At 57.7% G+C, this 14,263-nt stretch carries 14 protein-coding genes; all 14 read left to right on the top strand.

What is annotated here, in order from left to right; all coding sequences use genetic code 11:
* The first annotated feature begins 11 nt into the window (after window positions 1–11).
* The 14 genes from H2515_RS01625 to H2515_RS01560 all read left to right on the top strand — a co-directional run bounded on the left by H2515_RS01625 (window position 12) and on the right by H2515_RS01560 (window position 14,250).
* Complete coding sequence (locus H2515_RS01625) at window positions 12–419, top strand: conjugal transfer protein TraA (RefSeq protein WP_198660784.1); 408 nt, start codon at window positions 12–14, stop codon at window positions 417–419.
* On the top strand, window positions 419–1,246 hold the full coding sequence (gene dsbG, locus H2515_RS01620; protein ID WP_198660783.1) for a thiol:disulfide interchange protein DsbG: 828 nt from the start codon (window positions 419–421) through the stop codon (window positions 1,244–1,246). The genes H2515_RS01625 and dsbG overlap by 1 nt, the downstream gene beginning before the upstream one ends.
* Window positions 1,246–2,448 carry a GspE/PulE family protein gene (locus tag H2515_RS01615; RefSeq protein WP_198660782.1) on the top strand — a complete coding sequence of 401 codons (1,203 nt, stop codon included), beginning with the start codon at window positions 1,246–1,248 and terminating at the stop codon, window positions 2,446–2,448. Before dsbG ends, H2515_RS01615 begins: the two co-directional genes overlap by 1 nt.
* Entirely contained in the window at window positions 2,445–3,128 is a 684-nt protein-coding gene (locus H2515_RS01610) for a thioredoxin domain-containing protein (RefSeq protein WP_198660781.1), read from the top strand. Before H2515_RS01615 ends, H2515_RS01610 begins: the two co-directional genes overlap by 4 nt.
* Window positions 3,125–5,725, top strand: coding sequence for a type IV secretion system protein TraC (traC, locus tag H2515_RS01605; RefSeq protein WP_198660780.1), 2,601 nt, complete (start codon window positions 3,125–3,127; stop codon window positions 5,723–5,725). The genes H2515_RS01610 and traC overlap by 4 nt, the downstream gene beginning before the upstream one ends.
* Window positions 5,722–6,252, top strand: a complete 531-nt coding sequence (locus tag H2515_RS01600; RefSeq protein WP_198660779.1) for a hypothetical protein — start codon at window positions 5,722–5,724, stop codon at window positions 6,250–6,252. Before traC ends, H2515_RS01600 begins: the two co-directional genes overlap by 4 nt.
* Window positions 6,245–6,769 (top strand): signal peptidase I, encoded by a 525-nt coding sequence (lepB, locus tag H2515_RS01595; RefSeq protein WP_198660778.1) that lies wholly within the window; start codon window positions 6,245–6,247, stop codon window positions 6,767–6,769. Before H2515_RS01600 ends, lepB begins: the two co-directional genes overlap by 8 nt.
* A 78-nt stretch (window positions 6,770–6,847) precedes the next feature.
* Window positions 6,848–7,597: a hypothetical protein gene (locus tag H2515_RS01590; protein ID WP_232821498.1), complete on the top strand. Its 750-nt coding sequence runs from the start codon at window positions 6,848–6,850 to the stop codon at window positions 7,595–7,597.
* A complete protein-coding gene (locus tag H2515_RS01585) occupies window positions 7,594–8,859 on the top strand; it encodes a TrbC family F-type conjugative pilus assembly protein (RefSeq protein ID WP_198660777.1) in 1,266 nt (421 codons plus the stop codon). The genes H2515_RS01590 and H2515_RS01585 overlap by 4 nt, the downstream gene beginning before the upstream one ends.
* Before the next feature lie 161 nt (window positions 8,860–9,020).
* Window positions 9,021–9,278, top strand: a complete 258-nt coding sequence (locus H2515_RS01580) for a hypothetical protein (RefSeq protein WP_198660776.1) — start codon at window positions 9,021–9,023, stop codon at window positions 9,276–9,278.
* Window positions 9,279–10,526: a TraU family protein gene (locus H2515_RS01575; RefSeq protein ID WP_198660775.1), complete on the top strand. Its 1,248-nt coding sequence runs from the start codon at window positions 9,279–9,281 to the stop codon at window positions 10,524–10,526.
* A 2-nt stretch (window positions 10,527–10,528) separates the two neighbouring features.
* Window positions 10,529–13,585 (top strand): conjugal transfer protein TraN, encoded by a 3,057-nt coding sequence (traN, locus tag H2515_RS01570; protein ID WP_198660774.1) that lies wholly within the window; start codon window positions 10,529–10,531, stop codon window positions 13,583–13,585.
* Window positions 13,586–13,669: 84 nt separating this feature from the next.
* A complete protein-coding gene (locus H2515_RS01565) occupies window positions 13,670–13,873 on the top strand; it encodes a type II toxin-antitoxin system VapB family antitoxin (protein WP_198660773.1) in 204 nt (67 codons plus the stop codon).
* Window positions 13,874–13,884: 11 nt separating this feature from the next.
* Window positions 13,885–14,250: a type II toxin-antitoxin system VapC family toxin gene (locus tag H2515_RS01560; RefSeq protein ID WP_198660772.1), complete on the top strand. Its 366-nt coding sequence runs from the start codon at window positions 13,885–13,887 to the stop codon at window positions 14,248–14,250.
* Window positions 14,251–14,263 lie beyond the last annotated feature (13 nt).

Below are 14,263 nucleotides of genomic sequence, written 5' to 3'. Positions count from 1 at the left end.
AGGAGTCTGATATGACAGCAGCAGTAATGAGTAAGGCGGCCAACGGGTACGATCAGATGATCACCCGTCTTGACCAGATGTTGAGCAGCAAGAAGGCACTCATGACGGCGGCCCTGTTGCTCGTCGCCGTCATGATGATGGCGATTCAGGCGCACGCCGGTACGGGTGGTACGTCCTTCGCCGCAGTAGCCACCAAGATCGAAGGTTGGGCGCAGGGTGATCTGGGTCTGGCCATCGTCGCGGGTGGCCTGATTTTTGGTGTGGCTACCATGGTTTTCACGGGTAAAGGTACCGTGCTGGCCGTCGTGGTTGGCGGTGCCGTGGCGCTGTACTACGGTATCCCGGTCCTCATCAAGATCTTTGCGGCTACTGCGGGCACGATCATCAGTCACACGCTGATCCTGCATGGCGTTGCCTGATGGTTAAATGGTCCATGCGGACCTTGGCCGGCGGATTGGCCGCCGGCCTGTTTCTCGCAGCGCCCGCCTGGGCGTTCGCCGGAAATGTGCCGCTCGCATTCCAGGCAGGCGCCAAAACCATCATGGCGATGAGCCACGGTCAGGCAATTATTCTCAAAACATTCCCCACAAAAGCGGGGCTGAATGGATACACCGTGCAGGTGTCTCCGGGTCACGCACTGATCATGTACAGCACGAAAAACGGCAAGTATGTGTTCATGGGCGGGCTGTTTACCGCCAGTGGAACCAACGAGTCCGTGCGCTATGCCCAGAAATATTTGCCCGCCGCTGATAAACCGCGAGTGATCAGCCCGGTGGACGTGGGCACAACGGTCCAAAAAACCACCAATTTCCTCATTGGAAAACCGGACGCACCCAAGCAAGTCTGGATGGTGGCGGACCCGAACTGCATCTTCTGCCACCTGGCTTGGGATCACCTGAAATCCTATGTGGATAACGGATCACTGGCCATCCATCTGATACCCGTTGGCTTCCTGAAGCCGAGCAGTCTGCCCAAAGCGGCAACCATCATCGCGTCCACAAGTCCGGAGAAAGAGTGGCGTTTCGACGAAACCCACTTTAACAGTCAGGAGGAAGAAGGTGGCATCGTGCCCAAGGCGCAGGTATCCGCAGAGGACACTCGCTCCATACAGGCGAACAACCGCTGGATGAACGCGCACGGTATCCATGGCACCCCTGCCTTGATCTACAAGAATCCACAAGGGAAGTGGCAGGTGACGCCCGGAATGCCCAGAAACACCGCAGCCTTCGTCCAGGACGTTGGCTGATGGCCGTCGTCGCCAAGGCATTCATCTCGACCAATGACCGTGACAAGGCGCTCACGGCCACTATGAACGAGCTATTTGAAACGGCGGCGCGAAAGAGATGGTCAGATCTACATTTTGAGAGCCTGGAGGATGGCAGCACGGAAATCCGGACAAGAATCCGTGGACGACTCAGTGTGGTGGCCGTCATCTCCCCGGGTGAGGCAAACCTGCTCGTTAATAAATTGCGGTATCGGGCAAATCTCGATGTCGCCGACACCCGGCACGAACAGGATGGCCGATTTGTGCAGGAGTTCGAGGGACGGCGCATCGACATCCGCCTGAACATCGTGCCGACCAACTTTGGGTATTCAGCAGTGGTCCGGTTGCTGGATTCAGCCAACGCGGGTTTACCCATAGAAAAACTGTTTATGCCGTCGGGTGTGGAAGATGCCTTCCGCTGGGCACTCAGTCAGCGCGAGGGCCTCATCCTCACCGCAGGACCGACCGGATCCGGTAAAACGACGACGCTGTACTCCGGCATGAATGCACTCAACACGCCGGACGTGAAGATCGTTACGGCAGAGGATCCCGTGGAATACACCCTGCATCGTGTTCAGCAGATTCCAGTTGGACCTGGCACGGGCCGGACCTTTGCATCGGCGCTTCGCGCCATGATGCGCCAGGATCCGGACAAGATTCTGGTCGGCGAAATCCGGGACGAAGAAACGGGAGCCATCGCCATGCGAGCCGGTATGACCGGCCACCTGGTCATGGCCAGCCTGCACGCCAATTCAGGGACGGAAAGCTATTTCCGGCTGGAAGACCTCAAGATACCCAAGCACATCATCGCCGCATCGGTAAAACTCTTCCTGGCGCAGCGCGTGATCGCCACTGTCTGTCCACATTGCAAGGCCGCTTCCGAAGTGCTCAATCCAGAGGTCTTTACGGGCAGCGGCGTTGCCGTACCGGATCAGGAATGGATTGGGAAAGGCTGCGAGGATTGTATCGGTACGGGGTATGCGGATCGTCGGGCCATCTTCGAGGCCATCAAAATGACCAAGTCCTATCGGGCGGCATTGGGAGATCAGGAGGCCATGGAGGCCGCAGCCCGCCTGCAGCCCCAGTATGCGACGCTGCAAACCGCCGGCTGCAATTTGATCGTGGCTGGAGTCACGAACAGCCTGGAGATCACCAGGGCATTATCAGAGGGACTCGCTGCATGACACGGAAGGTGCAAGTTGCCGCCATTGTGGCCGGGATCATTCTGGGATTTGCCAGTTCCGCCGCTTTCGCGGGACTGAATGGGCTGGACGGCATGACAGACAACGCCCACCAGTTCAAACCATATCGCCGGGTACACCTGGGACCGAAATATCAGGACACCATCATCGAGGCGATGGTCTATGAATGCCCGTTTTGCCGGGCACTGAACAACCAGACGCTACGCTGGGCCGACACCTTGCCATCCAGTATTCACTTCGAGCAGATGCCGGCGGCGGTCGGCAAGCCCTGGATCTCCATGGCGCAGAGCTATTTTGCGGTGGCCGCTGTTGATCCCGGAATCCTGCCACGATTCGATAGCGAGGCCTTTCATTTGGTACAGGATGATCACGACTCCTACTCGGATCCCAGAACCTATGCGCTGGCGGCAGAGAAAATCGGGGTGCGGCCCGCCGATTATCTGGCGGCTATGCGGTACAAACCCATCCAGCAGCTCGTGTTGCAGGATATTCGCGTCATGGGCAAAGCCGAGATACGCCAGACGCCCTCTCTCATCATCTGCGGTCGCTATGTGATCACACCGGGCAGCGTGCAGGGAAATTACAGCCTCTACTTCCAGCTTGCCAACGCCTTGGCATCGCATTGCATTTCCGAAAACCACCTGGAGGATGAAACCCCGTGAGCACGTTAAACGATCAGCTTTACCGGATCATCCAACGGCGTCGCCTGGAGACGCTTTTCCCCTGGTATGCCTGGGATCCCGAAAGGAAGCTCATCTTCATGAATCGCGGGTATGTGGGGACCACTATGGCCTGCAACCTGCTGTCCGGCGCGGATGATTCGCTCATGGACGAACTGGGTGCCGCGTTGTCCATCAATCTGCCCGCCGGCACGTTTATCCAGATCGTCAACTGGAACGTGCCAGATGTCACCAATATTATCTTCGATTATAAAAGTGCCCGTGATGACATCTTTTCCGATCCGGGCCTCACCATGGCGCAGAAGAAGCTACTGGACGGGTTTACCGACAACATTGCCGGGTTTATGACCGGGATGGAGAAGAACGGCAAAACCTTCAAGGATTCGGGGGTGCCGCTCACCCAGAGCATGGTGCTTATCTCGATCAAGGTGCCCACAGCGGAGATCCCGAGTGACGAGCATATCAAGCTGGCTGACGAACAGATCAGCGCCTTTCAGTCCAGCCTCAACACCTTTAATCCTCAGCGACTGAGCCGGGAGCCCACACTATCCATCTGGCGTCGATTCTTCAATATCCAGGGTGAATGGGAATACGACGCTGACGATACCACCTTGCTGCGAGACCAAATCCTCGGTCCTGGTGACGGCATAAAAGACGACGGCGGCATGTTCACGATCTCGCATGGAGACGATAAGGAAGACGTGATCTCAGTGCTTTCCATCAAAGGGTTTTCGCGCCCGGTGAACGTCTTTTCGACGGATTTTCTGATGGGTGATCCGCTGGGGAAAACCACCCAGCTTATCCGTCCGGCTGCGTTAGTCTGGACCATACACATACCGGACCAGGTCAAAAAGCGCAGACAGGTCACGGCCAAGAGTCTGGCGATTAACTGGCAGGCTTTCGGACGCATGGTGAAGTGGGTGCCACGCATTGCCCTGAAAAAAGAAGGCACCGACTATCTGGTCCATGCTCTGAACCATGGTGAACATGCGCTGGAAATGGCGTTTACCGCCATTCTTTGGGGTCGGAACATCAAAGAAGCGAAACAGGCTGCCAGCAACTTCACCAGCCATGCCGGTAAAGCAGGATTCACCATGCTGCCCGACAAATATCTGGCCCTGCCCATGTTCCTGAACGCCTTACCCCTGTTCCCGGACACCGAAAGCATGGGTATGACGCACCGGCTCAAATCGGTGGCCACGAGTCATGCCACAGCCGCAGCGCCGATTCTTGTGGACTGGACCGGCAATGCCGGCCAGGGCCGCATGACGACGAAAGGAGCCGGTACGATTTTCATAAGCCGGCGCGGGCACGTAATGCTCTTGGACCTCTATTCCTCTGAGTCCGGTCAAAACTTCGTTCTGGCCGGCATGACCCGCTCCGGCAAGACCGTCACCGGGCAACAGATCATCATGGATCAGCTTGCCCTGGGTGCCCAGGTCTGGGTCATCGAAATCGGCAGAGGATTCGAGAAGCTCTGCAAACTCTTCGGCGGAGATCATATCGACGTGCGGCCCGACATGGACATCGGCCTGAATCCTTTTTCCAGTGTGGAAACGCTGGATGATGAATTGGAGGAGTTGGTCGGGATCATCGGCACCATGATCTCGCCGAGTGGCAATCTGAGCGATTCCGATATGGCTACCATAGGCATCGCCATTCGCGCCGTTTACGGGGCCAATGGCACTAACGCCACACCTACCCACGTCGCGCAGTATCTCGCAGCACAGGATCACAAGTCGCGTGCCATCGAAATGTCGGAGATGATGCACGAGTTCACCGAACACGGGGCTTACGGACATTGGTTCAATAAGCCCATGAACGTCGATCTCACGGGGCGATTCGTCAACCTCGAACTCATCGAGCTGTCAAAACGTAAGCATCTTATGATGGTCGTTCTGATGCAGATGATGTTCGCCATCGCTCGCCAAATCTCCGCAGACAAAGATCCAAGTGATGTGCGCCGGCGGATCCTCTTCGTCGATGAGGCCAGTGTGCTCCTCAAAATACCGACAGCAGCCCATTTCCTCGAAGGGCTGGCCCGGCGAGTGGCCAAGCATCGCGGCGCACTCGGTATCGGTATCCAGGGACTTTCGGATCTGTACGCCAATGAACAAACCAGAACCATCGCGGCACAAACAGCGCACTTTATCGTCATGAAGCAGAGGGGCGACACGATCAAGCAGCTCGAAAAAAACGAGCAGTTCGACATCGGCAGCTACGGGCTATCCCAGATGCGGACGGTACGTAAAACCGGAGAGTACGCAGAGGCATTCATCTACAGCGATGGTGCCATGGGAGTGGGGCGATTGAAGCTCGACCCCTACCGGCGTGTGCTCTTTTCGACGGAAGGCCCGGAAAAAGAGGAGGTCCTGGCGGATATGCGGGCGGGCATGGATCCCGACTCGGCTATCCGCAAGTTTATGGCAACTCATCCGGGCTACATCGAAGCACAGGAGCAGGCCCCGGAAGAAGAAGAGGAAGACATGGACGACACCGATCCGCCGGATTATCTGCAATCCATTGCGGAGGCAGAAGCCGCAGCGGACGCGGCTTTGGCGGCAAAGGAGGTTGCGTGAGCACTGAGACTACGACAACAGAAGGTGCGTCTCCGACGCCTGCGACTGAAACGGCAGATCCACAGCCGGTCCGCCCTCAGAAACGCGGCTTTTGGCCACGGTTCGGGTACCCGGTCATGGTGGTTATCGGGATTCTGGGCGCGGGGGCCGCATCTTTTCTGGTACAGGCCAACTGGGGATATTTCTGGGGGCATAGCGGCACGAGTGTCACGGCACCAGGGCCGGTGAAAGTCAAAGTCGTCTATATCGACTCGGGCAAGATCATGTCGGACGTGATCAAAAACGTCACCGTCAACGGTGGCGGTGTATCGCACCGGCGGGCTGCGGAAATCGGCCTTGCCGTAGGCCAAACTATACAGGGTATTGCCAATGCCTATGCCGCCAAAGGGGATCTTGTCCTATCCCAAAACGTACTGGCCGCACCCGCCAGCAATAACCTCACGGCCATGGCGGAGGAAGAAGTCATGGGGCGTGTAAACGCCATCCTGCAAGGGCCAGCGGCGCCCGCCGGCGGTACCCATGACTGACAGCCCGCGCAAACTCGGCATTCGCGCAAAGATGACGCTGATCTTTGGCCTGGCTGCTATTGCGTTGGCATTGAGCCCCTTTTTACGCCCGGCGCTGGCCGCACATTACAGCCTGACCATCGACCCGCAGTATCAGTCCTGCCTGCCCTGGACCAGCTTCTTCGTCCGCTATGGACCCGTAAAACCCAAGGTCGGAATGCTGGTGGTATTTCATGACCGGAAAATCGACGTGATCGCCAACGGTCAGCACATCCTCGTGGTGAAGTATGTCGCGGGTGTGCCCGGTGATCGCGTGAAAATCACGCGCCGGTCTATCTGGATCAATGGTCACTACTGGGGCAAGCGGTGGCTGATGCCCTGGGTGCATTTTGAGCATCTGCGTGTGCTGCATCCGGGACAGTTCACTATTCCTGATGGCAGGTATCTGATCATGGGCACCACGCCCGGAGCCTACGATGGCCGGTACTGGGGCTTGGTCCCAGCTCGGAACATCATTGGCCAGGCATGGCCGGTGTAAGGGAGAGGACGATATATGACACTTACCACAAGAAAAATTTGGCCCAAAGCTCTATTCGCAGCCGTCCTCTTAGGAAGCATGGCCACACAGGCCTTCGCCGCCCCAACAGGGATTCTGGCGCATGTGCTTGCCGCACATCACGCGGGGAAAATCTTGAGGACTTTCCCCGGTCCGGACGGGCTGACTGGTATCGTCATGGAGTACAACGGCAGCAAGGCCATCGCCTATCTCACTCCGAACGGGAAATACCTGATCAGTGGGCTGGTGGCGAACCTGGAGACCGGGGCGAACGTGACCGCCGGTTATGGCATCAAGTACATCGGCAAGATCAACCTGGTGAAAGGCCCCGCGGCATCGAAAATTGCTTTCCAGTGCGCAAGCCTGTCCGGGATCACCGTGGGCAATAAGGGCGCAGCGAACGTCATGATCGCCGTATTCAACCCTTCCACGCCAATGGGTCACAAAGTCATGGCAGTTATGATGGGGGAGGCCGGACAAATGGCAAAAAAGGGCACGCTGCATGTCATGGCACTCAGACTCGTGCCCTATGGACCGCTGGCCCCGGCAATCCTTTCGGCGGGGAACGCTGGACGTGAGCAACGCCTGGCGAGCGTGTTAAAGCACAAGTCGCCGGGTTATGTCACCACAATGGGAACGCGCTTCGCGCAGCGGAATAATGTGGTACTCGGCAATATCCCGATGAAGCCGCCTTTTCTGGTCATCTACTTTCCGCAGGCGGGCCTTTCCGCAGCCGTCCCGGTCCGCAGCCTGATGCGGGTAGCATCCACCGTGAAGTCGGCGGAAGTTATCGCCGGGAATGTCCAATGATCGCGCCGGTCATCAATCAGCAGCAGGTTGCGGCCATCGTGCAAAGGTCGGATGCGATTATGAGCACTGCCGGCACCAGATCGGCTCCGGCATGGCTTCGAGAGCCCAAGGCGACACCTGCAGAGCAGGCCGCGGTCACGCCACAACTCGATAAGCAGGGCGCCAATATCCTGCAGGAGTATGCCGCCCAATATGCGCCACAGAGCAATGGCAAGGCGCAGGCATGGCTTCGCACGCGGGTCAACGGCGTGCCGGTGGTGCCGCCCAATCTGCACGGCAAGGCGCTCCAGGAATATGTCGATCACACCCTCATGGCGAAAGAGGAAACCTCGGCAAAAACGCTGGTGTTCATCAGCATGGATATGCCGCACAGCCTCTTGCGGCGCTGGTTCAAGGAGGTCGCCGATAACAAGCATCTCTTCGAGACCACGGTGTTTGTCCTCAGAGGATGGCCGAATAAGGCGGAAGGGCTGCCGGAAATGATCAGCACCGTGAACAAGCTCATGCCCTCGTTCAAAAAGACCGCGAACGTAGAGATCAATCCCATCCTGTTCACCGATCACAAGGTCAATCTGGTGCCGGTGATCATCCATCAAGAGCCCAATCAGCAATGGGGCGTGATGGTCGGTGACGAGTACGGGTTTCGCGGGGCGGTAAAGCGCATCGACAAAGGCAAAGGGAGTCCTACCAAGGTTCGCGGCGAGGCCTGGAAGGTCGCTGAGCCCAACATGGTTGCCGTGTTCCAGCAGAAGATCAAGCACTTCAACTGGAAGACGGAGGAGGCCAAGGCCAAGGCCCACGACTGGCAGAGCGTGCGAGCGCGATTGGGCGATCCCTTGCCGGATTCTCTGCGCGGGCGGAACTACAGCTTTAACCCTTCCGTCATCGCCACCCGAACGATCCGCCTGCCCAGCGGCAAATTGCTGGTCCGCAAAGGACAGGAGATCGACCCGCTCACCATGTTCCCCTTCCCCTGGAGCCAATCCTACATCGTCCTGAACCCGTCCCAGCCGTGGCAGGTGAGGCAGGTACAGGCGTGGGAAAGCATGTACCCCAATGTCGTGATCATGGCGAGCGAGTTGCCCGCCACCTGGCAGGGGGAGAACGCCGTGGTAAACGCTCTGAATCACCCGGTCTACGGAATTTATCCGGGGTTGGCGCAACGGTTGGGCATCAACCGGGTGCCGGCGTTGATCCAACCCGACCACGATGTGTTGTCCATTACGGTTCCGAAAGAACCTCTGCCGGGGGAACGGAGATAAAAATTGAAAATAAATGCGTTAGAGACTATCGGCAGACTTTTAAGCAAACCTCATTCGGTCGGCCCCCTCTCAGTCGCGAAGTCACACAGTTTAGAAAAAAGCACCGATTAAAGTGAGTCCACAGATTTCCGGCCAAAAGGCCTTTTCAACGGAGGTGTGTCATGCAGTTGAGCAAAGCCATGAAGGCGGTATCAGCGGTCGTTCTGGTTGCGGGAATGGGGTTTTCTGGTGCGGCATTTGCTGCAACAGATTCGGCGTCCTGCGGACCCAGCAAGATGCCCGACACGACGAATTACTGTTGTAACGCCAACAAAGTCTACAGCGTGGGAAGCACCATCCACAAAGGAAAACTCGTTTGTCATGTGGCTGGAGAACCTTTCGGAGCTCCGACCGTGGCTTATTGGACAAAGGGCAAGTAAATGCCTCTTCGCACATGGATCGCCGCAGGACTCACGGCCATTAGCCTCGCCCTGTCTGTACCGGCACTAGCCAGTAGCGCACAGGTGGCGACCATGTGCCCGGACGCGGGCGTTTTCAATGAACTGATCGGCGGGGTGTGCTGGTCCGCCCTCTTCCCGCTGCGCATCGCGGGCTCGACGTGGTTCGGCGGCAACTCCGGGGTACCCAATGGCGCGGCATCCGGAGCCGTCTGTGAGTGTGGCGGGAGCTGGAAGCACCTCACCCTGCCAACCGTCGGTGTCCAGATCGGATACTGGCAGCCCACAATGCTCATTGAGGCCGTGAGCCATCCTTTTTGCTCGCCGGTTCTGGGTGGCGTGAGTTTGTCGCCCAGCTCGACCACGGGAAACCAGTGGACCGGATCGTGGGGTGGCAACATCGGTACCGGAACGTCCACGTCCCAGCACAACAGCACCTTTTTCAATGTGCAGCTCTGGACTTTTCCACTCATCACGATGATGCAGCTTGCCAACATCCCGGACTGCAATACGGGTTACAGCGGCATGAATCTCATGCTCATGAGCGAAGTGTTCCCGACCTGGAATAACGATCTCCTGTCCTTTTTAGCTTCGCCGGAAGAGTTGCTGTACGACAACCCCATCGGATTGATCGGTTCCGCGGAAGAGTGTGCCCAGGAAAGCGTAGGTGCCCAGCCCATCGACAATGAATACTGGACGGCGGGCTGTTGGGGACTGCTCTATCCGATGGTCGGCAGCAATCTCGATGGTAATGACCCCATACAGGCGTCCAGTATGGATGTGTCACGGATGATCGCCATGGGATTCCGTCTCGGATTCCTGGAGCGCACGATGGGCAACAGCACGCTCTGTGGCCCTCGCCGCACCTATGTCTTGCCCAAGGCGCAGTTCCGCTTTCAGATCCTCTTCCCGAACGATGAAACCAATCAGGAACCCAACGCCAGCATCAATCTCGGCAATGCCCAGCAGCCGTCCGCGCAGAGCATCCCGCCGGCCAATTATGTGACCCCATCGGCGAGTAACCAAGGTACGGTGGCGCAGCCGGGCGGCGTGAATATTCAGGCGCCACCGACGCAATCCGGGGAGTGTACGCACTGGATGGGACAATCACCCTTTCAATGGGGGGAATGGGATAGCCAGCCCGCGACCGGGGGCAATTACGTCTATCTGGTCTGGCAGTGGACCAACTGCTGTCTCGGCATCATCGGCAACCAGGGGCCTACGGGGTAGCCATGGGATTCTTCGTCTGGATGGGACACCCCAAGCGTCAGCGCCGCGCCGCTGTGTTGTTTATGTCGTGGATGGTCGGCATGGGGATTTACTACGAATCCACGGCGACGGCTGAGGCGAGCACCTTTATCAACCAGGCGCAAAGTGGTGCCAACTTCGGCAACTCCTTGCTCATGGGCGGGCAAAGCGACGCCGCTAATAACGCGGGCACCACGGAGATGCAGGGCTTCGCCGGAATGAGTCCGACAGGAGGCCAAACGCAAGCATCCTCCTACTATCTCTCGAACAACGTGGGTATGACCCCCGGCAATGCCATCAATCAGGCCGATAGCGCCAACTCCGCTCTGATGAGTGATCCATCGTGCCCGGCTGGATGGCCCGGCCCGCTCAACACCTTTCAGCAGGACGGTGTCGGCAGCGTCACCGCCCTTGAGCACGCCTGCCAGGCGCCCTTGCAGGCCGCCCGGAGCAGCATAGAGACGGCGGGTGGGGGTGCCACCACGGGCGCTTATGCGGGCGCCCTGGCCGCCATCAATGCCTTTCAGCAGGCGGAGAATCGCGCAGGTTCCGCAGGCAATAATCTCGATACCTCCTGTGCGCCCGTCATCAACGGCGCTTACCAGTACGCACCCGCCTGCAATCTTTTGAGTCAATCGGGCACAGCGAGCGTTGCCGCGCTGGGGTCCACCTGGAACAGCACGATAGCGCCCCTGGAATCGCGCTGCAGCACGCTCTATACCAGCATCACGAACCCCACTGCGGCTCAGGGTCTTACCAATGTATTGACCTCGATGACCGCCAGCCTCGACGGGCTCATCGGCACGGGTGTCACCGGCGGTGCGGTGAATGTCAGCAATAATGGCGACGGTGCGGTGGCCCTGCCCACAGGCTACGGCACTGGCCAGACGCAGGCATCGCAGCAGTATCAGCAGATTCTTGGTGCCTGTACCTACGCCCAATCCTATCTGGAAAACATTTCGGCGTACCCCGGCGGCATGAATGCCTACGCCAGCGATCCCATGATCAACAATTTCATGAGTAACCTGGCGAATCAGCCGATGATCAACAATATGATGCCATTCATCGAGAGCAACCCTTCGGTGTTCGGCCAGTATTATCAGAACGTCGCCTGCACGAACAACAACACCAGCATCGCCAATGCCAGCACGACGGCGACCGGACCAAGCACGACCACCACCAGTGCGCCCAGCTTGAACTCTAACCCCGTTGCCTGCACCGAACCTTTATCCACTTACGAAAGCACAGGATGGATCACCAACTTCCCTGATCCTAACGCGCAGTGGATCTACGGTGTAACGGGGGGCTGTGGAGCCGGCGTGCCCAACGGCCAAACCGATCTCATGGAGGGCACATACTCCAATACGACGGGTGCCCCGATCAACGCCACACTTTATCTGGCGGCGGACGATGAGGGCATCGTCAATATCAACGGAACGCAAGTGGCGTCCTATTCGGACGGTGGAACGGGCGGTACCGGGGCGCAAGCCTATCCCGCTACCGGGGGTGTGGTTTCAGTCCCGATAACCCTCAGTCCGGGGCCGGACGAAATCATGTATTACATCACCAATAGTGCGGGATCTGCGTCTGGAAATAACCCATCGGCGGGCATACTCTCCATCATCGGCACCGTGAACGGTCAAAATCAGGTGCTCATCGACACGAATAGCAGTTGGGTATATGTGCCGCAAAACGCGGCGCAGGCGGGATCAACCGTCACCGTCAATCCCGGATCCGTGACCGCCAACACCACACCGAACACCCATGCGCAGAGTATTCTTTGCAATAGTCCGATTCAGTGCATGGGTACCCAGTGCCATGCGCTTTTTGGCAACCAAGACCTGCACTTCAATCAGGCGCTCACGGCACTGTCCGCCCTGCAACAAATGGAACAGGGGGCCATGTGCGCGACGGGAACGTCTATTGCCGCGGGTAATTGTCAGCCCATCATTTTCGGCGGAGTGGCCAGGTACTGCCGTACCTGGCCTGCCGGCGGGGTATTTACGAATAATTGTTGTGCGCAAGGTCTAAAAGACGCCGGGGCAAGCGGGAATTTGGCCAACTACCTCCTGCTTGCGCATGACACCTGGAAAATCGCCAACGCGCCAATCGTGGATGCCCATGTCTGGGGCATGGGCGCGTTTCATGGATGGGTAGAAAGCGCTTACAGCAGCATGAATCAATGGGCGGCCACTTCCTGGCGCTATGTCACCACGGTTTTCAAGGGAGCGGCTGAAGCCGTTAGCAATGCGTTTGGCATCGTAGGATCGTCGGCATCCACGTCGGTAGGCGTTACAGCTAATGCGGTAACAAGCGGAACCAGCACTGCAACCACGGGCTTGGTCAGCACAATGGAGCTCTATGTAAAGGACTGGCTCATGCAGGCTGCCGCCTATATTCTGAATATGGTTTTTGGTCCGCAAATGGCGGCTGAGATTATGACTGCGGTGTATAATTTCATAACCTCGGCGTATTACGAAGATATTATGATGTTTTTCAGCGTGATCGGCTGGATATATATGGTCTATCAGATTCTGCAGATCATAGGAAACCTTCTTACCGCGTGTAAGAACGAAGAGTTCAAGTTGGGACAGAAGCGCAAACTCCATGCCTGCCAGAATCTGGGAACATACTGTGTCACCAAGGTGCTGGGTATCTGCATGGAGCACAAGGATGTGTTCTGTTGCTACGCGAGTCCTCTTTCGAGAATTATCGCATCGCAGATCAGGATCGGACAGCCCAACGTGGCGGGGGGTTATGGCACGGCCCAAAACCCGCAGTGCGGCGGCTTCACAGTGCAACAACTGGCGGCTGTGGACTGGGCTGAAGTGTCGCTCAGTGCGTGGCAGGCGATGCTCCAGAATGCAGGGCTTATTTCCGGGAGCAACGCGCAAGGTGCCGCGACCTATACACCTGCGCAAATAGATCATCCAGCGGGCGACGTGAATATCAGTCAGGCACCCATATCCGTAGGCCATGGGCCGGTTGTGGCGCAAACGCCGGTCGCGGTGCCGACAGGGAATCCCAATGCAATTCCTTGATCAATTCATGTACCGCATCACAATGTTGTCATGGTGCTGAAAATGATGCACCATCACACATCATTAGATGCAAAGGGGGTGAGTATGAGAACCACTGTGACGATTGATGATGTGCTCTATGAGCGGGCGTTGGAGGTTGCTGATCCTGACATGGATAAGGCTGATCTATTCCGTGAGGCCATCAAGACCTTTGTGAGAGTCCAGTCGGCCAAGCGACTGGCCGCCTTGGGCGGAACCGTGCCGCAGATGCAGGAAATCCCCCGCCGCCACGAACTTGCGGAACAGTGAAGGGAATTCTTGTGGATACATCGGTGTGGGTCGATCACTTCCGGCATCGCAATGATGCGCTGGTTGAACTGCTGGAGCGTGATCTGGTGATGGCGCACCCTTTGGTCTTGGGCGAAATCGCCTGTGGAACACCGCCTAATCGGGACAAGACGCTGTCCGATCTCGACCGCTTGCAGTCTACTCAACAGGCCACAGTGCGGGAGACGATGGCGTTCATTGGGCGCGAGCGACTGTTCGGTTTGGGTTGCGGCCTGATAGACATCCTTTTGCTGGCATCCACCATGATAACGCCGGGGACGGAGCTGTGGACACTGGACAAACGGCTGTGCGCGTTGGCGGAGCGGTTTGGCGTGAAGCACGGGTCATTCCTGCATTAGGACTTGGGATCGT

The organism is Acidithiobacillus ferrivorans (assembly GCF_016250455.1).
Lineage (GTDB): Bacteria > Pseudomonadota > Gammaproteobacteria > Acidithiobacillales > Acidithiobacillaceae > Acidithiobacillus > Acidithiobacillus ferrivorans.
The sequence above is the reverse complement of the archived record's forward strand: the minus strand, read 5'-3'. Positions and strand labels throughout refer to the sequence as shown.